At 68.7% G+C, this 21,455-nt stretch carries 20 protein-coding genes and 1 riboswitch; of the genes, 14 read left to right on the top strand and 6 right to left on the bottom strand.

The genetic code is table 11. From position 1 onward, the window contains the following. Positions 1-15: 15 nt before the first annotated feature. A complete protein-coding gene (locus ACODT0_RS08870; RefSeq protein WP_208510647.1) occupies positions 16-1,065 on the top strand; it encodes a homocysteine S-methyltransferase family protein in 1,050 nt (349 codons plus the stop codon). A gap of 21 nt (positions 1,066-1,086) precedes the next feature. Here the strand turns inward: ACODT0_RS08870 and ACODT0_RS08865 are convergent, their stop codons facing one another. Genes ACODT0_RS08865 through ACODT0_RS08855 form a run of 3 tightly spaced genes read right to left on the bottom strand, consistent with a single transcriptional unit; the run spans position 1,087 to position 2,737 of the window. Then, positions 1,087-1,506 carry a type II toxin-antitoxin system VapC family toxin gene (locus ACODT0_RS08865; protein WP_057593431.1) on the bottom strand — a complete coding sequence of 140 codons (420 nt, stop codon included), beginning with the start codon at positions 1,504-1,506 and terminating at the stop codon, positions 1,087-1,089. Continuing rightward, on the bottom strand, positions 1,506-1,766 hold the full coding sequence (locus ACODT0_RS08860) for a type II toxin-antitoxin system Phd/YefM family antitoxin (RefSeq protein ID WP_057593430.1): 261 nt from the start codon (positions 1,764-1,766) through the stop codon (positions 1,506-1,508). The genes ACODT0_RS08865 and ACODT0_RS08860 overlap by 1 nt, the downstream gene beginning before the upstream one ends. Before the next feature lie 53 nt (positions 1,767-1,819). Then, on the bottom strand, positions 1,820-2,737 hold the full coding sequence (locus tag ACODT0_RS08855; RefSeq protein ID WP_057593429.1) for a LysR family transcriptional regulator: 918 nt from the start codon (positions 2,735-2,737) through the stop codon (positions 1,820-1,822). Positions 2,738-2,853: 116 nt separating this feature from the next. Here ACODT0_RS08855 and ACODT0_RS08850 point away from each other — a divergent pair, with 116 nt between their 5' ends. From ACODT0_RS08850 to ACODT0_RS08830, 5 genes are all read left to right on the top strand, one after another. Further along, positions 2,854-3,291 (top strand): PACE efflux transporter, encoded by a 438-nt coding sequence (locus tag ACODT0_RS08850; protein ID WP_057593428.1) that lies wholly within the window; start codon positions 2,854-2,856, stop codon positions 3,289-3,291. Positions 3,292-3,350: 59 nt separating this feature from the next. Then, a riboswitch (S-adenosyl-L-homocysteine riboswitch) is annotated at positions 3,351-3,450 on the top strand. A gap of 60 nt (positions 3,451-3,510) precedes the next feature. Next, the gene (gene metH, locus ACODT0_RS08845; protein WP_489041101.1) at positions 3,511-6,225 is read left to right on the top strand and encodes a methionine synthase; all 2,715 of its coding nucleotides are present in this window, start codon (positions 3,511-3,513) and stop codon (positions 6,223-6,225) included. A gap of 148 nt (positions 6,226-6,373) precedes the next feature. Next, the gene (locus ACODT0_RS08840) at positions 6,374-8,119 is read left to right on the top strand and encodes an ArnT family glycosyltransferase (RefSeq protein WP_489041076.1); all 1,746 of its coding nucleotides are present in this window, start codon (positions 6,374-6,376) and stop codon (positions 8,117-8,119) included. 35 nt (positions 8,120-8,154) lie between these two features. Continuing rightward, a complete protein-coding gene (locus ACODT0_RS08835; protein WP_057593447.1) occupies positions 8,155-9,129 on the top strand; it encodes a glycosyltransferase family 2 protein in 975 nt (324 codons plus the stop codon). Next, complete coding sequence (locus ACODT0_RS08830) at positions 9,110-9,532, top strand: GtrA family protein (protein WP_296742061.1); 423 nt, start codon at positions 9,110-9,112, stop codon at positions 9,530-9,532. The genes ACODT0_RS08835 and ACODT0_RS08830 overlap by 20 nt, the downstream gene beginning before the upstream one ends. A gap of 13 nt (positions 9,533-9,545) precedes the next feature. Here ACODT0_RS08830 and ACODT0_RS08825 read toward each other — a convergent pair whose 3' ends face one another. Genes ACODT0_RS08825 through ACODT0_RS08815 form a run of 3 tightly spaced genes read right to left on the bottom strand, consistent with a single transcriptional unit; the run spans position 9,546 to position 12,254 of the window. Beyond that, positions 9,546-10,745 carry an amidohydrolase family protein gene (locus ACODT0_RS08825; protein WP_208507872.1) on the bottom strand — a complete coding sequence of 400 codons (1,200 nt, stop codon included), beginning with the start codon at positions 10,743-10,745 and terminating at the stop codon, positions 9,546-9,548. Then, positions 10,691-11,461: a TetR/AcrR family transcriptional regulator gene (locus ACODT0_RS08820; RefSeq protein ID WP_057593424.1), complete on the bottom strand. Its 771-nt coding sequence runs from the start codon at positions 11,459-11,461 to the stop codon at positions 10,691-10,693. The genes ACODT0_RS08825 and ACODT0_RS08820 overlap by 55 nt, the downstream gene beginning before the upstream one ends. A 19-nt stretch (positions 11,462-11,480) precedes the next feature. Then, positions 11,481-12,254 (bottom strand): ferredoxin--NADP reductase, encoded by a 774-nt coding sequence (locus ACODT0_RS08815; protein ID WP_057593423.1) that lies wholly within the window; start codon positions 12,252-12,254, stop codon positions 11,481-11,483. Between the two features lie 304 nt (positions 12,255-12,558). Between ACODT0_RS08815 and ACODT0_RS08810 the strand changes: the two genes are divergently transcribed. From ACODT0_RS08810 to ACODT0_RS08775, 8 genes are all read left to right on the top strand, one after another. After that, complete coding sequence (locus ACODT0_RS08810) at positions 12,559-14,187, top strand: 6-hydroxynicotinate reductase (protein ID WP_261212015.1); 1,629 nt, start codon at positions 12,559-12,561, stop codon at positions 14,185-14,187. A gap of 2 nt (positions 14,188-14,189) precedes the next feature. Beyond that, the gene (locus ACODT0_RS08805; RefSeq protein ID WP_489041075.1) at positions 14,190-15,095 is read left to right on the top strand and encodes a UPF0280 family protein; all 906 of its coding nucleotides are present in this window, start codon (positions 14,190-14,192) and stop codon (positions 15,093-15,095) included. A gap of 21 nt (positions 15,096-15,116) precedes the next feature. Continuing rightward, positions 15,117-15,761: an amino acid synthesis family protein gene (locus ACODT0_RS08800; protein WP_413761843.1), complete on the top strand. Its 645-nt coding sequence runs from the start codon at positions 15,117-15,119 to the stop codon at positions 15,759-15,761. Between the two features lie 46 nt (positions 15,762-15,807). Next, positions 15,808-16,392, top strand: coding sequence for an amino acid synthesis family protein (locus tag ACODT0_RS08795; RefSeq protein WP_057593419.1), 585 nt, complete (start codon positions 15,808-15,810; stop codon positions 16,390-16,392). 76 nt (positions 16,393-16,468) lie between these two features. Beyond that, complete coding sequence (locus tag ACODT0_RS08790; RefSeq protein WP_057593418.1) at positions 16,469-17,674, top strand: ABC transporter substrate-binding protein; 1,206 nt, start codon at positions 16,469-16,471, stop codon at positions 17,672-17,674. Between the two features lie 142 nt (positions 17,675-17,816). After that, positions 17,817-19,745 carry an ABC transporter permease gene (locus tag ACODT0_RS08785; protein WP_261212011.1) on the top strand — a complete coding sequence of 643 codons (1,929 nt, stop codon included), beginning with the start codon at positions 17,817-17,819 and terminating at the stop codon, positions 19,743-19,745. After that, the gene (locus tag ACODT0_RS08780; RefSeq protein ID WP_489041074.1) at positions 19,742-20,515 is read left to right on the top strand and encodes an ABC transporter ATP-binding protein; all 774 of its coding nucleotides are present in this window, start codon (positions 19,742-19,744) and stop codon (positions 20,513-20,515) included. The genes ACODT0_RS08785 and ACODT0_RS08780 overlap by 4 nt, the downstream gene beginning before the upstream one ends. A gap of 142 nt (positions 20,516-20,657) precedes the next feature. After that, complete coding sequence (locus tag ACODT0_RS08775; RefSeq protein ID WP_261212007.1) at positions 20,658-21,392, top strand: ABC transporter ATP-binding protein; 735 nt, start codon at positions 20,658-20,660, stop codon at positions 21,390-21,392. Positions 21,393-21,455: the final 63 nt, after the last annotated feature.

The raw sequence follows: 21,455 nt of genomic DNA, 5'->3' as shown, positions 1-21,455 counted from the left end.
CTACAATCCGGACCCATGAAGCCGATCGTCTACACCCGTGCCCAGCAACTGCCCGAGATCCTCGGGCGCCGCATCGCCATCCTCGATGGCGCCATGGGCACCATGATCCAGCGCTTCAAGCTCACCGAGGCCCAGTACCGCGGCGAGCGCTTCAAGGACTTCGAGCGCGACGTGAAGGGCAACAACGAGTTGCTGTCGCTGACCCGGCCCGACGTCATCTCCGACATCCACGAGGGCTACCTCGCGGCCGGCGCCGACCTGATCGAGACCAACACCTTCGGCGCGACCACCATCGCGCAGGAGGACTACAAGATGGCGCACCTGGCGCGCGAGATGAACCTCGAGTCCGCGAAGCTGGCGCGCGCCGCCTGCGACAAGTACTCCACGCCCGACAAGCCGCGCTTCGTGGCCGGCGCCCTCGGCCCGACGCCCAAGACCGCGAGCATCAGCCCCGACGTCAACGATCCCGGTGCGCGCAATGTCGATTTCGAGGCCCTGCGCGCCGCCTACTACGAGCAGACCGAGGCGCTGGTCGAGGGCGGCGCCGACGTGATCCTGGTCGAGACCATCTTCGACACGCTCAACGCCAAGGCCGCGCTGTTCGCCGTCGACGAGTACTTCGAGAACAGCGGCCAGCGCCTGCCACTGATCATCAGCGGCACCGTGACCGACGCCTCGGGCCGCATCCTCAGCGGCCAGACCGTGACCGCCTTCTGGCACAGCGTGCGCCATGCGCGGCCGCTGGCCATCGGCCTGAACTGCGCGCTGGGCGCGGCGCTGATGCGCCCCTACATCCAGGAGCTGGCGCGCGTGGCCGACGACACCTTCATCAGCTGCTATCCCAACGCCGGCCTGCCCAACCCGATGAGCGACACCGGCTTCGACGAGACGCCCGACGTGACCTCGCGCCTGCTGCACGAGTTCGCGGCCGAGGGGCTGGTCAACATCGTCGGCGGCTGCTGCGGCACCACGCCCGACCACATCGCGGCCATCGGGCGCGCGGTGTCGCCGGTGGCGGGGCGGCTGCTGAACAATGCGGCGGGGTTCTACAAGGAGGCCGCTTGAGCCCTTCGCGGACCGGGGCGCTCAGCCTTCGGCCGGCCAGGGGTTGAGCAACTTCGCGCCGCTTCTCTCGAAATCGCGCAGGTTGCGCGTGACCAGCGTGAAGCCGTGCGCCAGCGCCGTGGCCGCGATCATCGAATCGCGGTAGTCGCGCGGATCGGGAACGTGCATCGGCGCGCACAGCAGCGCGGCTTCCGCCCCGAAAGGAAGAATCCGGCCGTCGAAGGCTTCGCGCAGGGCGTCGAACCACCGGCGCAGCGATCCGCCCTGCGGCGGCGAGCGGCGCTCCATCCGCAGGATGCCCGTCTCGATCTCGAGCACGGTGATCGCGCTCAGGAAGAAGTGGCGCTGCGGGATCGAGGCCGCCCATTCGCGCACGGCGGGCGACGGGTTCGGCTTGCCATGCCGGAGTTCCGACACGACGTTGGTGTCGAGCACGTACATCAGCCGAGGTCCGGCGTCTTCGGCACGATCTGCGCGCGCGGCGGATCGAAGGGCTCGTCGCCCGTGATGGGCAGGCTGTCCATGAGGGCGAGCAAGGACTCCTCGGCTTCCCCGCTTTCGCGGCGGTAGTCCTCGATGCGCTGGAGCACGTACTCGGGCACGCCGCGGTTCGTGATGTAGACCGGCCCATGGGTGGCCGCACGCTTGGCGGCGGCCACGTCGCGGGTGAAGTCCCGGCTGGAAATGCTGGTGATGGTCATGGCAGCTCCCTGGTCTGGTTTGTTTGTATGTTATGACAATCAGCGGGCGCGCGTCAATCCACCCCCATCGACTTGGCTGCCACCCGCTCGCGCGAAATCAGCGCCACGAAGCGCTGCGCCCCCAGCCCCAGCGGCCTTTCGCGCGACCACACCACGTCCACCCACAGGTTCAGGCCGTTGCTGAGGTTCTCGAGCGGGATCTCGACCAGCGCGCCCGCCGCCACGTGCGGCCGCACGAAATTGCGCGGCAGCCAGCCCCAGCCGACGCCGGCGGTGATCAGGCTCAGGGCGGCCAGCGCGTTGTCGGTGCGCCAGAGGTGGCGCGCGAACACGCTGCGCGGGTCCATGGTCGCGACGAGGTCGCGGCCGGCGACCACGATCTGGCGGGTGGCGATCAGGTGCTCCTCGCGCAGGCGGCCGCCGGGCGCGGCGGCCAGCACGGGGTGGCCCGGCGCCATCACCGCGACCATGGTGTCGCTGCCCACCTCCTGGAAACCCTCGCGGCCGTCGAGGCTGGGCCGCTCGAACACCAGCGCGAGCTGGGCCCGGCCGCTGTGCAGCAGCGCCAGCGCGTCGGCCTGCGGCGCGGCCAGCACCTCGACCTGCAGCAGCGGGTACTCGTGCGCCAGCTCGGCCAGCGCGCCGCTCCAGGGCGCGGCCAGCAGCTCGGGCGCGATCGCCAGCGTGAGCCGTTCCTCCAGTCCCTGGGTCAGTGCCAGCGCCTGCGCGTCGAGCTGGCGCAGCTGCGCCGCCAGCGCGCGCGCCTGCGGCTCGAGCGAGCGCGCGGCGGCCGTGGGCCGGGGCTCGCGGCCCTTGCGGTCGAACAGCTGCAGGTCGAGCTCGGCCTCGAGGTGGGCGATGGCCATGCTGACGGCCGACGGCACGCGGCGCAGGGCGCGGGCGGCGGCCGAGAAGGAGCCGTGGTCGATCACGGCCAGGAAGACCTCGACGCTGTCGCTGGAGAAGCTCATGGCTGTTCTCGGATCGATCTATCAATAAAACTGAAATAAGTTGACTTTTTATATCAGCAGGAGACACATAAAGTCCAGGGATCGCAGTCACACAACAAGCCGAGAGAGAGTCCGTCATGCAGGGAATCCAGCGCCGCATCGTCTACATCACCCTCTACGAAGGGATCGCCATCGTGGCCGCCAGCGCCGGGCTGGCGCTGATGACGGGCGCCGGCCTCGGCCATTCGGGCGTGCTGGCCGTGGCGGCCTCGGTCATCGCGGTGATCTGGAACCTGATCTTCAACAGCCTGTTCGAGCGCTGGGAGGCGCGCCAGGCGGTGCGCGGGCGCAGCCTCAAGCGCCGCATCGCCCATGCCATCGGCTTCGAGGGCGGCCTGATCGGCCTGCTGGTGCCGATGTTCGCCTGGGGCCTGGGCATCTCGCTGTGGCAGGCGCTGGTGATGGACCTGGGGCTGGTGATCTTCTTCCTGGTCTACACCTTCGTCTTCAACTGGGCCTTCGACCGCGTCTTCGGGCTGCCGGCCTCGGCGGCGCCGGTCGCGCAGGCGGCCTGAACCCGCCGCGATAGACCCGCGCGCCGGCCGCGCCACCGGCAGCCGGTAAAATCGCCACCCCTTCCAAGGAGCGTTGCAGCGGCACCCGCCGTCAGGCTTGGAAGGCGCCTTCTCGCAGAACCTGCCCGGAAGGCCCGGTTGCAACGACGCTCACCTGACGTGTCTTCCCCTGCCCAGGTGAGCCCCATGAGCGATGTTCCCGCGCCTTCCGTTCCTCCCATGAAGCTGTCCGGCCTCGAGCCGGTGGCCATCGGTGAGGGATCCCTGTTCGTCAACATCGGCGAGCGCACCAACGTCACCGGCTCCAAGGCCTTCGCGCGCATGATCCTCAACGGCCAGTTCGAGGATGCGCTGGCCGTCGCGCGCCAGCAGGTCGAGAACGGCGCGCAGGTGATCGACATCAACATGGACGAGGCCATGCTCGACAGCAAGGCCGCGATGGTGCGCTTCCTCAACCTGATCGCCAGCGAGCCCGACATCGCGCGCGTGCCGGTGATGGTCGACAGCTCGAAGTGGGAAGTGATCGAGGCCGGCCTGCGCTGCATCCAGGGCAAGGGCATCGTCAACTCGATCTCCATGAAGGAGGGCGTGGACAAGTTCAAGCACGAGGCCCGCCTCGTGAAGCGCTACGGCGCGGCCGCCGTGGTGATGGCCTTCGACGAGAAGGGCCAGGCCGACACCTTCGCGCGCAAGATCGAGATCTGCGAGCGCGCCTACCGCATTCTGGTCGACGAGGTGGGCTTCCCGCCCGAGGACATCATCTTCGACCCGAACATCTTCGCGATCGCCACCGGCATCGAGGAGCACGACAACTACGCGGTCGACTTCATCAACGCCGTGCGCTGGATCAAGCAGAACCTGCCGGGCGCCAAGGTCTCGGGCGGGGTGTCGAACGTGAGCTTCAGCTTCCGCGGCAACGACCCGGTGCGCGAGGCGATCCACACCGTGTTCCTGTACCACGCGATCCAGGCCGGCATGGACATGGGCATCGTCAACGCCGGCATGGTCGGCGTCTACGACGACCTCGAGCCCGAGCTGCGCGAGCGCGTCGAGGACGTGGTGCTCAACCGCCGGCCCGATGCCGGCGAGCGCCTCGTCGAGGTGGCCGAGAGCGCCAAGAGCGGCGCCAAGGACGACAACAAGAAGCTCGAGTGGCGCGGCACGCCCGAGCAGCCGGTGCACGTCAACCAGCGGCTGTCGCACGCCATGGTGCACGGCATCACCGACTTCATCGTGGAGGACACCGAGGAGGCCTACCGGCAGATCCTCGCCAAGGGCGGCCGTCCGCTGCATGTGATCGAGGGGCCGCTGATGGACGGCATGAACATCGTGGGCGACCTGTTCGGCCAGGGCAAGATGTTCCTGCCGCAGGTGGTGAAGTCGGCGCGCGTGATGAAGTCGGCCGTGGCCCACCTCATCCCCTACATCGAGGAAGAGAAGCGCCAGGACGAGGCCGCGGGCCGCGACGTGCGCACCAAGGGCAAGATCATCATCGCCACCGTGAAGGGCGATGTGCACGACATCGGCAAGAACATCGTCACCGTCGTGCTCCAGTGCAACAACTTCGAGGTGGTGAACATGGGCGTGATGGTCCCGTGCCACGAGATCCTCGCCAAGGCGAAGGTCGAGGGCGCGGACATCGTGGGCCTGTCGGGCCTGATCACGCCGAGCCTGGAAGAGATGCAGTACGTGGCCGGCGAGATGCAGAAGGACGACCACTTCCGCATCAGGAAGATCCCGCTGCTGATCGGCGGCGCCACCACCAGCCGCGTGCACACGGCCGTGAAGATCGCGCCGCACTACGAAGGCCCGGTGGTCTACGTGCCCGATGCCTCGCGCAGCGTGAGCGTGGCGCAGTCGCTGCTGAGCGACCAGGCCGCGGCCTACATCGGCGAGATCAACGCCGACTACGAGAAGGTGCGCGCGCAGCACGCCAACAAGAAGCAGGTGCCGCTGTGGCCACTGGCCAGGGCGCGCGCCAACAAGACGCCCATCGACTGGTCGAGCTACGTGCCGCCCGTGCCCAAGTTCATCGGCCGGCGCGTGTTCCGCAACTTCGACCTGACCGAGCTCGCGAAGTACATCGACTGGGGCCCGTTCTTCCAGACCTGGGACCTCGCGGGCCCGTTCCCGGCCATCCTCAAGGACGAGATCGTCGGCACAGAGGCCGTGCGCGTCTACGGCGACGGCCAGCGCATGCTCAAGCGCCTGATCGAGGGCCGCTGGCTCAGCGCGAGCGGCGTGGTCGGCTTCTGGCCGGCCAACACCGAGAACGACGACGACATCGTGCTCTACACCGACGAGTTGCGCAGCGAGGCCGCGCTCACCTGGTACGGCCTGCGCCAGCAGACCGAGAAGCAGGAGATCGAGGGCACGATGCGCCCGAGCCGCTGCCTGGCCGACTTCGTCGCGCCGCGCGAGAGCGGCCTGAAGGACTACGTGGGCATGTTCGCCGTGACCGCGGGCCTGGGCGTGGAGAAGAAGGAGAAATACTTCGTCGACGACCTCGACGACTACTCCGCGATCATGCTCAAGGCGCTGGCCGACCGGCTGGCCGAGGCCTTCGCCGAGGCCATGCACCACCGCGTGCGCACCGACCTCTGGGGCTATGCGGCCGACGAGGCGCTGAGCAACGAGCAGATGATCGCCGAGCAGTACCGCGGCATCCGCCCCGCGCCCGGCTACCCGGCCTGCCCCGACCACAGCGTGAAGAAGCCGATGTTCGACCTCCTGAACTGCACGGACATTGGCATGAGCCTGACCGAAAGCCTCGCTATGATGCCGGCCGCCAGCGTGTCGGGGTTCTACCTCGGGCACCCCGACAGCACGTACTTCAACGTAGGCAAAATCGGCCATGACCAGCTGCAGGACCAGGCGGTGCGCCGCAAGGCGAGCGAGTCCGAACTGGAGCGGCTGCTGGCGCCCAACCTCTGACGGCGCGCGGCGGGCCCTTTCGTTCCCCCGCGCCGCCGCCATCCACGCCGCCCGCTCCGCGGGCCGGTGAACCGATCCAGGCTTTCGGGGGATTCCCATTCAGACACTGCTCTTCATCCTCGCGCACCACGCGGCGCTGGCCCTCTTCGTGGCCGGCGCCTGGGGCTTCGGTGCCACCGTGCTGGCGCGCTTCGGGGCGCCCGCGCGGCGCGACGCCTGGCTCGAGGGCGCGATCGCGACCACGCTCGGCGTCGGCCTGTTCATCGTCGCCCTCCAGGCGCTGGCGATCGCCGGCGCGCTGCGCCAGGGTGCGGTGCTCGCGCTGCTGGGCGCGGGCATCGTGCTGGCGCTGCTGCGGCTGCCCGGCTGGCGCCGCGAGCTGAAGGCGCGCGCCGCGCCCGCGCCCGCGCAGCCGGCAGCCACCCTCGGCGAGAAATGCGCGTTCGCCGCGCTGCTGCTCGTGGGCCTGCCCACGCTGTTCTCGCCGCTGGCCCCGCCGGTGGCCTTCGACGAGGTGATGTACCACCTGCCCTATGCGCGCCAGGTCGCGCAAAGCGGCACGCTGGGCGTCTACGAGTGGCTGCGCTACCCCTGGTTCCCCTACAACTACGACCTGCTCTACGCCGCCGCGCTGACGGTCTACGACGACGTCTTCACCCACTTCATCCACGGCCTCGCGGGCTGGCTGTCGGTGCTGATGATCCATCGCTTGGGCCGGCTGCATGCCAACCGCTACATCGCCTGCCTGGGCGCCGGCATCTGGCTCGCGCTGGGCGACTATCCCAACTCGTACATCGACATGGGCGTGGCGCTGTTCGTGCTCGCGGCCTTCGTCGCGCTGTGGTGGTGGGACGAGGGCCACGTGCTCGAACCGGCGCCCGGCGCAGCGCGCCACGGACGCGCGCGCTGGCTGCTGCTGGCCGCCTTCTTCCTCGGCGTGGCGGCGGGCTCCAAGTACCAGGCGCTGATCTTCCTGCCGCTGGTGGCGGTGTTCGTGGCGCGCCGCGAGCGCCGGCCGCTGCCGTGGCTCGCGGCCCTCGCGCTGTTCCTGGTGCCGTGCATCTACTGGTATGCGCGCAACTACCTGCAGACCGGCGATCCCTTCAACCCGATCGGCGCGCGTGTGTTCGGCTTCACCAACTGGAACATGGCCGACTACACGCAGCAGCTGGCCGACGTGCGCGACCACGCCAACATGCCCAACGGCCTGTTCTGGCCGCTGCTGCTGGTGCCGTTCAGCCCGCTGTGGCGCCCGGGCCCGGTGCGCGCGGCCTTCGTGTTCTGCCTCTACTCGCTCGCGATCTGGGTCGCGACCTCGCGCTATCCGCGCTACATGATGGCCTCGTTCCCGCTGCTCGCACTGATGGCCGCCGTGGGCTGGCACACGCTGCTGGGCTGGGCCGGCACCTTCGTGCGGCGCCGGCTGCCGGCGCTCGCGCGCGGCCGCACGCCGGGCGTCTTCGGCGGGCTGCTGATGGTGGTGCTCGCGGGCTTCGCGCTCGCGCATTCGGTGCGCGACGTGCGCATGATCTCGCCCACGCCCGCCTCGCGCGAGGCCTTCCTCGCCCAGCGCGTGCCGGGCTACGAGGTGCTGAGCCACCTGCGCGCCAACCCCGTGGGCCGGCTCTACCAGGTCGGCCTCAACGACTCGATCTACTTCGCGCCCAACCCGGTGTGGGGCGACATCTTCGGGCCGTTCCGCTACTCGGACTACCTGTACCTGCCGGCCGACCAGCTCGCGCGCAAGCTGGCCTCGCAGCAGTTCGGCTCGATCGTGATCCAGACCGCGCTCGCGCCCTATGTGCACACCAAGCCCGACTTCGACAAGTACTTCAGCCTGATCGTCGAGAAGGACGGTGTGAAGGCTTATCGCATACTCGCGCCCACACCATGACGACCGAAGCCCGCCTCGCCTCCCCTGCCGCCGCCATGCTTTCGCCGCTGCCGCCGGCCCTGCGCATCGCCGCGATCATCCCTTGCTACAACGAGGCGCTGGCCATTCCCAAGGTGGTGGCGGACTTCCGCGCCGACCTGCCCGAGGCGCAGATCCACATCTTCGACAACAACTCCACCGACGGCACGGCCGAGGTCGCGCGCGCCCACGGTGCGCAGGTGGTGCACGTGCCGCTGCGCGGCAAGGGCAACGTGGTGCGGCGCATGTTCGCCGACGTCGAGGCCGACATCTACATCATGGTCGACGGCGATGCGACCTACGATCTCTCGACGGTGCGCGAAATGATCCGCATGCTGGTCGAGCAGAAGCTCGACATGGTGGTGGGCGCGCGCGTCGACGACCAGACCGATGCCCAGACCTACCGGCGCGGCCATCGCCTGGGCAACCAGATGCTGACCGGCGCGGTCGCGGGCCTGTTCGGCGGCAGCTTCACCGACATGCTGTCGGGCTTTCGCGTGTTCTCGCGCCGCTACGTGAAGTCCTTCCCCGCGCTGGCCAAGGGCTTCGAGATCGAGACCGAACTCACCGTGCACGCGCTCGAGCTGCGCATGCCGTATGCCGAGGTGCCCTCGATCTACCGTTCGCGGCCCGAGGGCTCGGTGAGCAAGCTGTCGACCTACCGCGACGGCTGGCGCATCCTCGGCACCATCTCCAAGCTCTTCGTGAGCGAGCGGCCGCTGATGTTCTTCATGATCCTCGCGGGCCTGCTCGCGCTGCTGTCGCTGGGCCTGGCGATCCCGCTCGTCGTGACCTTCTGGGAGACCGGCCTGGTGCCGCGCCTGCCCACCGCGGTGCTGGCCACCGGGCTGATGCTCGGCGCGATGCTCGCGATGGTCTGCGGCGCGGTGCTGCACACCGTGACCATCGGGCGCCAGGAGGCCAAGCGGCTGCGCTACCTTGCCACGCCCGCGGCGGGTTCGCCGCCGTGGCATGACGGCACGCGCGGTTGAGATGGGGCAGGCCGGGCGCCAGTTCCTGCTGTTCGCCGTGGCCGGCGTCGTGGGCTTCGGCGTCGACGTGGCGGTGCTGTACCTCGCCGCGCCGCTCCTGGGCTGGTACGGCGCGCGCGTGCTGTCCTTCCTCGCGGCGGCCACCACCACCTGGGCGATGAACCGCAGCCTCGCCTTCGGCGACCGCCATTCGGACACCGCGCTGTGGCGCGAATACCTGGGCTATCTCGCGACCATGCTCGGCGGCGCCGTCGTGAACTACGGCGCCTACGTGCTGGTGCTGCATTCGGCGAGCGGCCGCTGGGCGCCGATGCTCGGCGTGGCCGCGGGCAGCGGCGCGGGCATGGGGGTGAACTTCCTCGCCGCGCGCTACCTGATCTTCAAGGCGCGGCGCGAGCCTTGAGGATCGGCGCGCCTCAGTGCGCGCCCGACACCACCACCGGAATCTCGGTCGCCGGCGGCGTGTTGCGGCTGCGGCCGCAGCGCACGATGCCGTCGATCATCACCATGCCCACGCCCGGGATGTCGCCGAGCTGCACGCTCTCGAGCAGGCCCGGCGCGGGCGAATGCTGCGCGCGGTCCATGAACACGAAATCGGCATCGCGGCCGACCTCGATCAGGCCGCAGTTGAGCTTGCGGATCTTCGCGGTGTTGCCGGTCGCGAAGCAGAACACCAGCTCGGCCGGGATGTTCGCGATCGACGACAGCATCGCGACCATGCGCAGGATGCCCAGCGGCTGCACGCCCGAGCCCGCGGGACCGTCGGTGCCGAGGATCACGCGGTGCGGGCACTTGAGCTCGAGCGCCGCCCTGGCGGCCGCGATCGCCACTTTCTCGTTGCCGTTGTGCACGATCTCGATCGCGCGCGAGCTCTTCTCGCAGAGCTCGCACACATGGGCCTCGGGCAGCGAGGTGTGGCCGCCGTTGATGTGGCCGATGACGTCGGCGTCGGCCTCGAGCACCACGTCCTTGTCGATCAGGCCCGAGCCCGGGATCGAGGGGCCGCCCGTGTGGATCGTGCTCTGGATGCCGTACTTGCGCGCCCAGGCCACCATCTCCTTGGCCTCGTAGCCGGCCTTCACCGAGCCCAGGCCGACCTCGCCGAGCAGGCCCACGCCGGCCTCGGCGAGTTCCTTGAAGTCGCTCTCGACCATGCCCTTCTCGATCACCGGCGCGCCGGCCAGCACCTTCACGCCGCCGGGGCGGAAGTTGTCGAAGGCGCGCTGCGCCGTGATGGCCAGGGCCTTCAGGCCCACGATGTCCTTGGGGCGGCCGGGCAGGTGCACCTCGCCGGCCGAGATCATGGTGGTCACGCCGCCGTGCATGGTGGAGTCGATCCAGCCGATCTGGCCCTGGCGCGGCGTCCAGTCGCCGAACACCGGGTGCACGTGGCTGTCGATCAGGCCGGGCGCGACGCAGGTCCGGCGCGCGTCGATGACGGTCTTCGCGCCCTCGAGGTCGCAGTCCTTCTGCTTGCCGATGGCGACGATCAGGCCATCGTTCACCACGATGGTGTCGGCGTCGAGGATGGGCTTGTCGATGTCGCCCGAGAGCAGCAGCCCTATGTTCTGGATGACGACCTTGCCCGACTTTCCGCTGCTCGCGATTTCTGCCATTTCGTGTTGTCCTCGTCGTGGGGGGGAGTGTTGTTGTCCTGCAGATCGTCCGCGCGCACGGTGCGCAGCACGGTCTCGATCACGAAGTCTTCCCAGTGCCTGATCGCGTCCGGCGACTCCAGCGGCTCGCCGAGGAAGGCCGTGAGCGTGTGGCGGTTGGAGGTGTAGAAATAGCCGGTGGACGCGATCAGCAGGTAGATGTCGCGCGCCACGAGGTCCTTGCGGAACAGCCCCTGGGCCGCGCCGCTTGCGAGGATCTCCGAGATGATCGCCACCGCCCGCGACGAATACTCGCGCGCGCGCAGCGACTTCGAGATGTGCCGGCCCTTGTGCAGGTTCTCAGTGTTGAGCAGCGTCACGAACTCGGGGTTCTTGCGGTAGTAGCCGAGCACGAAGCGGATCACCTCGGTGAGCGCCTCGACCGGGCGCGAGGCGTCGAGCGCGATCGCGGCCTCGGCGTCGTCCATGCGCTGGTAGATGCCCTCGAGCACCGCGATGAACAGGCCTTCCTTGCTGCCGAAGTAGTAGTAGATCATCCGGTCGTACGACTTGGCGGCCTTGGAGATCTTCTCCACGCTGCCGCCGTCGTAGCCGTACTTGGCGAACACCTTGGTCGCCGACTTGAGGATGCTGTCGCGCGTGGCCTGGGCCGCGGCCTCGCGCACGCCGGTGCGGCGCTGGGGCTTGGGCTTGGTGATGGAGCGGCTGTCGGCCATCGATCGCGCGGCGTCCTGCTTACTTTTCCGCGAAGGCGCGCTCGACGACGAAGTCGCCGGGCGTCGAGGTGTTGCCTTCCTTGAAGCCGCGCGCCTCGAGGATGTGCTTGAGGTCGACCAGCAGGCCCGGGCTGCCGCACAGCATCACGCGGTCTTCGGCGGCGTTGATCGGCGGCAGGCCGAGGTCGTCGGTGAGCTTGTTGCTCGCGATCAGGTCGGTGATGCGACCTTGGTTGCGGAACTCCTCGCGCGTGACCGTGGGGTAGTACAGCAGCTGCTTGGCGACCATCTCGCCGAGGAACTCGTGCTTGGGCAGGTGGTCGGTCACGAGGTCGTGGTAGGCCAGCTCGTCGACCTGGCGCACGCCGTGCACCAGGATGACCTGATCGAACTTCTCGTAGGTCTCGGGGTCGCGGATCACGCTCATGAACGGTGCCAGGCCGGTACCGGTGCCGAACAGGTAGAGGCGCTTGCCGGGCAGCGTGTAGTCGATGAGCAGCGTGCCGGTGGGCTTGCGGCCCACGATGATGGTGTCGCCCACCTGGATGTGCTGCAGCCGCGAGGTCAGCGGGCCGTCTTCCACCTTGATGCTCAGGAACTCGAGGTGCTCCTCGTAGTTCGGGCTCACGATGCTGTAGGCGCGCAGCAGCGGCTTGTCGTTGACGCGCAGGCCGATCATCGTGAAGTGGCCGTTGGAGAAACGCAGCGCCGGGTCGCGCGTGGTGGTGAAGGTGAACAGGCGGTCGGTCCAGTGGTGGACGCTCAGGACCTTCTCTTCGCTGAATGCACTCATACGGAACTCAATAGTGGTGAATGACGGGGGTTGGCTGAGCCGGGATGCACGCCCTTGGGGCGCCAGCTGCCGGCCGGCTCCGAACCCTCCATTGTCGTTGGTCGGAAAAACCCCGATGAACATCGCGAGAAAACACCATTGCAAGCATCGGGCCCGTTTGCTACATTGACCTTCAATGTAGTGAATGCAACATGAAAGTGTAGGGGATGCTACACAAACGAAAGCCCCGGCACAAGCGGACATGCGGCACGTTTGTTGCAAACCCCGCCACCACGATTTGCAGCCAACAAGAGGTCGCCCCCCGATGACGGAACACACGAAGACAGACGGACTGCCGGGCATGGACGTGCCGGTGGTCGCCGAGGCCGGCCCCGGCGGTTTCGGCAAGGCGCCGCTGCGCAACGAGCGCATGAGCGCGGCCAAGGTCGAATGCAATGCCTGCCCGGTGCTGTGCCAGATCTCCGACGGCCGCACCGGCGCCTGCGACCGCTATGCCAACCGCGAGGGCGTGCTGGTGCGCGTCGATCCCGTGGTGCTGCTGCGCCGCCAGCTCGCGAGCGATGCGCCCGCGCTGGTGGCTTTCGACCGCCCCGGGGCGGCTGCGGACGGCAGCGCGGCCGAGACGGCGCCGGCCGAATGGAATGGCGACCTGCTGCATGCCGACGAGGTCTTCGTCACCGGCGTCGGTTCCTCCACCACCTACCCCGACTACAAGCCCGCGCCCTTCATCGTCGCCTCGAAGGCGCAGGGCGTGGACATGGTCACCGTGGTCACCGAGGGCATCTTCAGCTACTGCAGCTTCAAGGTGAAGATAGACACCGACCGCTTCCTCGGCGCCGAGCAGGCCAACGTGCGCTACCGCGGCGAGGTGGTGGGCCACGTCACCACGGCCGAGTACGGCTCGCAGATGCTGTCGCTGGGCGGCGTGCACCACCTCACGGGCGGCAGCAAGAAGGAAGGCCGCATGACGGCCGAGCTGATGCAGCTGCTGGGCAACAAGAAGGCCATCGAATGCACCATCGACGGCGGCGCCAGCCTGGTGATCCAGGCCGGCAAGGCGCCGATCGTCAACGGCGTGGAAGAGCAGCGCATGCGCGTGGGCTGCGGCTCCGCGGCGGTCGGCATCTTCGCGCGCCAGTTCGCGGGCGTGGCCGACGAGGTGGTGGTGGTCGACGACCACATCACCGGCGTGCTGACCGAGCACCAGGCCGGCCGCTGCCTCGACATGCCGCCCTCGGGCATCCAGATGCTGGGCCGCAAGTCGACGCCGGGGCGCTACTTCCAGGTCGCCAATCCGGGCAACGGCTGGGGCGGCACCGACATCGCCGATCCGCTGTCGATCATCGAGGGCTGGGAAGAGGGCGTGGCCAAGCCCGGCCTGCGCCTGCTCATGACCTCGACCACCGGCGAGCATGCGCAGTGGTACGTGCTCGACGATGCGTTGCAGCCCGTCGAGCAGCCGATGCCGCCCGAGGTCAAGCGCATCGTCGAGCGCATCGGCGAGAACTGCGAACCCTCGCTGTGCACCGTGCTGTTCCTCGGCGGTGCCGGCGGCAGCCTGCGCGCGGGCGTGACCGAGAACCCGGTGCTGCTCACGCGCGCCATCAAGCGCGCGCTGGTCAACGTCACCTGCGGCGGCGCGCCGGCCTATGTGTGGCCGGGCGGCGGCATCACGGTGATGGCCGACGTCATGCGCATGCCCGACAACAGCTTCGGCACCGTGCCCACGCCCGCGATCGTCGCGCCCATCGAGTTCAGCATGCGGCGCACCGACTACGAGGCGCTCGGCGGCCACATGGAGCATGTCTTCCCGCTCGAGCAGGCGCTCGCGCGCGGTGCCTGGCAGGAAGACGGTGCGCCGCTCGCGCGCCAATGGCTCGTCATTGATGAAGCCAATCCCTGGCCCCTCGGTCACGCCCCCATGCTGGGATAACCATGTCCGCCCAACGCACGGCGCTCGACGAGCACCGCTGGCACTTCAACCACGGCCCGATCGACATCGTGGCCGAGGCGCACGGCGACCGCTACGCGGTGGCGGCCGCGCACGATGCGGCCTGGGCGCGCTTCGCGCACGTGCTCGACGAACTGGTGCACGAGCTGCCGCTGCTGCGCCTGCCGGTCACCGACAGGATGCGTCCGCGCGGCGTGGTGGCGCGCCGCATGTGGGATGCCTGCGCGGCGTTCGCGCCGACCTTCATCACGCCGATGGCCGCGGTCGCGGGCTCGGTGGCGCAGGAGCTGATCGCCTTCTACCAGCGCCCCGGCATCGAGCGCGCCTGGGTCAACAACGGCGGCGACATCGCCGTGCATCTGGCGCCGGGCCAGACGGCACGCGTGGGCGTCTACGCGGACCTCGCGCGCTTCGACTGGCGCGATGCCAACGGCCTCGTCGACACCGACGGCCAGTTCGAACTGCGCGCCGACCAGCCGGTGCGCGGCGTCGCCACCAGCGGCTGGCGCGGGCGCAGCTTCTCGCTCGGCATCGCCGACAGCGTGACGGTGCTGGCGGCCACCGCGGCGCAGGCCGATGCGGCCGCCACCGTGATCGCCAACGCGGTCGACGTCGACAACGAGGCGATCCGCCGCGTGCCCGCGAGCGAGCGCAAGGACAACAGCGACCTCGGCGACACGCTCGTCACCGTCGACGTGCCGCCACTGCCCCCCGCGCAGGTGCGCAGCGCACTCGATACGGGCGCGGTGTGCGCCCGGGTCCTGCAAAAAGGCGGGCTCGCATGGGCCGCTCTGCTCGTTTGCCAGGGGCAGTGGCGGCTGGTCGAGCCCTTATGCTCGAAGCCCCTCGAAGCAAGGCTTCCGCGCGCAGTTGGTTCAGTAATTGCTTAACGAAAAGCAAGGTTCTTTTTCATGATCGATATCCGCCGAGTCTTCACCCAGGTCGAGCACATCCACCACGAGTTCGGGCCGCGTGCCCAGACGCCGCTGGTGCGTGGTGCCATCGCCGCCGTGCTGACCAATCCCTTCGCGGGCCGCTACGAGCCCGACATCCTGCCGATGATGGGCCTGCTCGATCCGGTGGGCCTCGAGATGGCGCACAAGCTGCACGCCGCGATGGACGTGCCGCTCGAGCAGCTCGCCACCTACGGCAAGGGCGCCATCGTCGGCGCCGCGGGCGAGCTCGAGCATGGCGCGCTGTGGCACGTGCCCGGCGGCTATGCGATGCGCGAGCTGCTCGGCTGGAAGGGTGACCGCGTCGCCTATGCCAAGGGCACCGTCGACGAGAAGAAGACCGGCCAGCCCGGCAATGCGCTGTCGATCGTGCCGTCGACCAAGAAGGTCGGCGCGCCCGGCACCACGCTCGACGTGCCGCTGACCAACATCAACGCCAGCTACGTGCGCGGCCAGTTCGACGCCATCGAAGTGCGCGTGCCCGGCGCGCCCGCGGCCGACGAGATCGTGTTCATCCTCGCGATGAGCACCGGCTACCGCGTGCATGCGCGGGTCGGCGGCCTGCTCGCCGAGAACATCGCCAAGTGGGACGGCCTGCGCTGAGCCCGTGTACGAAGAGACAAGAAGAGAAGCCAAAGGAAATCCAGACATGACCGCCAACATCCGCAAGCTCGTCGTCCAGGTCGACGAAACCCGCAAGGAAATGGGCCGCGACATCGCGCCGCCCACGCGCCGCGCCGTCGCCATCGCCGTGATCGCCAACCCCTACGCGGGCCGCTACAGCGAGAACCTCGACGAGCTGATCGCGATCGGCGAGGAACTCGGCGCGCTGCTGGGCCAGAAGGCCGTGAAGGCGCTGGGCATCGAGCCCGGCCAGGCGCAGAGCTACGGCAAGGCCGCGATCGTCGGCGAAGGCGGCGAGCTCGAGCATGCGGCCGCGATCCTGCATCCCAAGCTCGGCGCGCCGCTGCGCGTGGCGGTCGAAAAGGGCGCGGCGCTCGTGCCTTCGGCCAAGAAGCTCGGCACCCTCGGCACCGCCATCGACGTGCCGCTGGGCCACAAGGACGCGGCCTTCGTGCGCAGCCATTTCGACGCCATCGAGGCCCGCGTCTCCGACGCCCCGCGCGCCGGCGAGATCGTGGTGGCCGTGGCGGTCACCGACAGTGGCCGCCCACTGCCGCGCATCGGCGGCCTGCAGGCCGGCGAGATCAAGGGCGAAGACGGCCTGCGCTGAGGCGACACTCCACCTTTCCACCGATTTTTCCCCCGTTCCTTTCCCGCTTTTCTCGAACCCCACCAGGAGCTTCCCGATGATCCCCTTGCGCCATGTTTTCAGCGCGGCTTCCGTCCTGACCCTGACCTGCGCCCTCGTTCCCGCGCACGCCCAGGGCGTGATCAAGATCGGCGAGATCAACAGCTACAAGGCGCAGCCGGCCTTCCTCGAGCCCTACAAGAAGGGCATGGAACTCGCGGTCGACGAGATCAACGCCAAGGGCGGGGTCAACGGCCGGAAGATCGAACTGATCAGCCGCGACGACAACGCGAACCCCGGCGACGCCGTGCGCGTGGCCGAGGAGCTGATTTCGCGCGAGAAGGTCGACGTGCTCGCGGGCGCCTTCCTCTCGAACACCGGCCTGGCGCTGACCGACTTCGCGAAGCAGAAGAAGTTCTTCTATCTCGCCGCCGAGCCGCTGACCGACAAGATCGTCTGGAGCAACGGCAACCGCTACACCTACCGCCTGCGTCCCTCGACCTACATGCAGGTCGCGATGCTGGTGCCCGAGGCCGCCAAGCTCAAGAAGAAGCGCTGGGCCATCGTCTACCCCAACTACGAGTACGGCCAGTCTTCGGTCGCGACCTTCAAGACCCTGCTGAAGGCCGCGCAGCCCGACGTGGAGTTCGTCGCCGAGCAGGCGCCGCCGCTGGGCAAGGTCGATTCGGGCAGCGTGGTGCAGGCGCTCGCCGATGCCAAGCCCGATGCGATCTTCAACGTGCTGTTCGGCGCCGACCTCTCGAAGTTCGTGCGCGAGGGCAACACCCGCGGCCTGTTCAAGGACCGTGAAGTGGTCAGCGTGCTGACCGGCGAACCCGAGTACCTCGATCCGCTGAAGGACGAGGCGCCCAACGGCTGGATCGTGACCGGCTATCCGTGGAGCGGCATCAAGACGCCCGAGCACAAGGCCTTCCTCGATGCCTACCAGGCCAAGTTCAAGGACTACCCGCGCCTGGGCTCGGTGGTCGGCTACAGCGCCATCCACTCGATCGCGGCGGGCATCCAGAAGGCCGGCGGCACCGACACCGAGAAGCTGGTCGCGGCCTTCAAGGGCCTGCAGCTCGACAGCCCCTTCGGCAAGATCAGCTACCGCGCGCAGGACAACCAGTCGACCATGGGCGCCTACGTGGGCAAGACGAAGAACGACGGCGGCAAGGGCGTGATGGTCGATTACGTCTACCTCGACGGCGCCAAGTTCCAGCCGAGCGACGACGAAGTCAAGAAGATGCGCCCCGCCGACTGATGCCGCTGCGCGCGGACCGCGGGCATCGCCCGAACGGTCCGCGCGTGCACGGCATGGGCAGCAGGTGGCACCACCACCGCGTCAGCCATGCGTCTCGGGCGCCTGGCGGGGGCGGGAGTTTCCAGTTCCTCGGGATCCTTGAATGAGCTTTTCAGGCTTCGTTGTTCAGTTGCTCAACGGGTTGGCCGGCGCCTCGTCGCTGTTCTTCGTGGCGGCCGGCCTCTCGTTGATCTTCGGCGTGACGCGCATCGTCAATTTCGCCCATGGATCCTTCTTCATGGTCGGCATCTACCTCGCGTACACGCTGGTCGACAAGCTCGGCGCGAGCCTGGGCTTCTGGCCCGCGCTGCTGATCGCGGCGGTCGCGGTCGGCGTGCTCGGCGCGCTGATCGAGGTGCTGCTGCTGCGCCGCATCTACAAGGCGCCCGAGCTGTTCCAGCTGCTCGCCACCTTCGCGCTGGTGCTGGTCATCAAGGACGCGGTGCTGTGGCTCTGGGGCCCCGACGAGCTGCTGGGCCCGCGCGCGCCCGGGCTCAAGGGCTCGGTCGAGATCCTCGGGCGCCAGTTCCCCTCGTACGACCTGTTCCTGATCGTGGTCGGCCCGGTGGTGCTGGGCCTGGTCTGGCTGCTGCTCACGCGCACGCGCTTCGGCACGCTGGTGCGCGCCGCCACGCAGGACCGCGAGATGGTCAGCGCGCTGGGCGTCAACCAGGCGTGGCTCTTCACCGCGGTGTTCGCGCTCGGCGCGCTGCTCGCGGGCCTGGGCGGCGCGCTGCAGCTGCCGCGCGAGCCCGCCACGCTCGAGATGGACCTCAACACCATCGGCGCCGCCTTCGTGGTGGTGGTGGTCGGCGGCATGGGCTCGCTGCCCGGCGCCTACGTGGCCGCGCTCTTGATCGCCGAGATCAAGGCCGTGTGCATCTGGCTCGGCGTGGTGCAGATCTTCGGCATCGACGTGTCCTTCTCCAAGCTCACGCTGATGGTCGACTTCCTCGTGATGGCGGCGGTGCTGGTGTGGCGCCCGTGGGGCCTGTTCGGCCGCGCGCAGGCCCCGAGCCGCTACGTCGGCATGCAGGAGGAACCGCTGCGCCGCGCCGGCAACCTCTACCTGGCCGGCGCCGCGGTGCTCGCGCTGGTGCTCGCCGCGCTGCCGGTGCTCACGGCCGGTTCGCCCTACACCCTGGTGCTGATGATCGACCTGCTGATCGCGGCCCTGTTCGCCGCCAGCCTGCACTTCATCATGGGCCCGGCCGGCATGCACTCGTTCGGCCATGCGGCCTACTTCGGCCTCGGGGCCTACGGCGCCGCGCTGCTCGCGCGTTCGCTGGGCCTGCCGATGGAGCTCACGCTGGTGGTCGCGCCGCTGGTGGCCGCGCTCGGCGCCTTCGTCTACGGCTGGTTCGCGGTGCGGCTGTCGGGCGTGTACCTCGCGATGCTCACGCTGGCCTTCGCGCAGATCACCTGGGCCATCACCTACCAGTGGGACAGCTTCACGGGCGGCAGCAACGGCCTCACGGGCGTCTGGCCCTCGGCCTGGCTGTCGGACAAGCGCGCCTACTACTGGCTCACGCTGGTGCTGGTGTCGGCCGGCGTCTGGTGGCTGCGCCGCGTGCTGTATTCGCCCTTCGGCTACACGCTGCGCGCGGGCCGCGACTCGGTGCTGCGCGCCGACGCCATCGGCATCGACGTCAAGCGCATGCAGTGGGCCGCCTTCGTCATCGCGGGCGCGGTGGCGGGCCTGGCCGGCGCGCTGTTCGCGTTCTCCAAGGGCAGCATCTCGCCCGAGACGCTGTCGGTCGGCAAGTCGGTCGACGGCCTCGTGATGGTGCTGCTCGGCGGCATCCAGACGCTCGCGGGCCCGGTGGTCGGCGCCGTCACCTTCACCTGGCTGCACGACACCGTGGCGCGCAACACCGACTATTGGCGCGCGATGCTCGGCGCCATCATCCTGATCCTGGTGCTGTTGTTCCCGCAGGGCATCGCGGGATCGATCAAGCAGCTCGTGGAGCGCCTGCGCGCGCCCAAGGAAGAGAAGGCCGCCGATGCGAAGCTCGAGGAGGTGAAGGCATGAGCCTGCTCAAGGTCCACAACCTCGGCAAGTCCTTCGGCGGCGTCAAGGCCGTCGATGGCATCAGCTTCGAGCTGCCCCCGGGCGAATTGCTCGCGCTGATCGGCCCCAACGGCGCCGGCAAGTCCACCACCTTCAACATGGTCAACGGCCAGCTCAAGGCCGACCAGGGTTCCATCACGCTCGACGGCCAGGAGCTCGTGGGCCGCAAGCCGCGCGAGATCTGGCGCATGGGCGTGGGCCGCACCTTCCAGATCGCCGAGACCTTCGCCTCGCTCACCGTGGTCGAGAACGTGCAGATGGCGCTGCTCTCGCACGACCGCAAGCTGTTCTCGATGTGGCGCCGCGCCGCCGAGCACCAGCGCGACCAGGCGCTGGCGCTGCTCGACCAGGTCGGCATGAAGTCGCAGGCCGACCGGCCCTGTAGCGTGCTGGCCTACGGCGACGTCAAGCGCGTCGAGCTCGCGATCGCGATGGCCAACAGCCCCAAGCTGCTGCTGATGGACGAGCCCACGGCCGGCATGGCGCCGAAGGAACGCAACTCGCTGATGGCGCTGACCAAGCAGCTGGTCATCGACCGCGGCATGGCCGTGCTGTTCACCGAGCACAGCATGGACGTGGTGTTCGCCTATGCCGACCGCATGATCGTGCTGGCGCGCGGCCGCCTCATCGCGCAGGGCAAGCCGCTCGAGATCCGCGACCACCCGAAGGTGCAGGAGGTGTACTTCGGCAGCGGCAAGACCTTCGAGAAGAAGGCGGCGGAGGTCGAATGAATACGGGAACCGGACGCAGAGGACGCGAAGATTTCGCGAAGGACGCGAAAAAGACCTTCAAAAGTTTTCCGGATTCCTTTCGTGACTTTTGCGAAATCTTCGCGTCCTCTGCGTCCGGCAGTCCGATCCCGATTTCAAACCCATGAACACCCAGCAATCCCTTCTTGAAGCCAAGGCCCTCTGCGCCTGGTACGGCGCTGCCCAGATCCTCTACGACGTCGACCTCGAGGTGCGGCGCGGCGAGGTGGTCGCGCTCATGGGCCGCAACGGCGCCGGCAAGTCGACCACGCTCAAGGCGCTGATCGGCATGCTCGGCAAGCGCCGCGGCGCGGTGCGCTTCCTGGGCCACGACATCTCGAAGAGCGAGCCGCACCATGCGGCGCGCCTGGGCCTGGGCTTCGTGCCCGAGGACCGGCGCGTGTTCACCGACCTCACGGTGATGGAGAACCTCGAGGTCGGCAAGCAGGCCGCGCGCCGCTGGGCCGACGGCAGCGAGGCGCCGCTGTGGACGCCCGAGCGGCTGTTCAAGCTGTTCCCCAACCTCGGCGAGATGCCCCACCGTCCCGGCGGGCGCATGAGCGGCGGCGAGCAGCAGATGCTGACCGTGGCGCGCACGCTGATGGGCAACCCCTACCTGGTGCTGCTCGACGAACCGTCCGAAGGCGTGGCGCCGGTCATCGTCGAGCAGATGGCGAACATGATCCTCGAGCTCAAGGCGCAGGGCGTGAGCATCCTGCTGTCGGAGCAGAACATGCACTTCGCGGAGCTGGTCTCCGACCGCGCCTACGTGCTCGAGAAGGGCCAGATCCGCTACCACGCCACCATGGCCGAGCTCGCGGCCAACGAGGAAGTGCGGCGCGCGTACCTGAGCGTCTAGTTGTCAGTTGTATGAGTCGGATGCGCCGTCGGGCGCATTCCTTGCAGGGTTTCGTTTCCATCA

The sequence above is a fragment of the Variovorax sp. FG153 genome (genome assembly GCF_057809595.1).
This window is presented reverse-complemented; position numbering and strand designations above follow the sequence as displayed.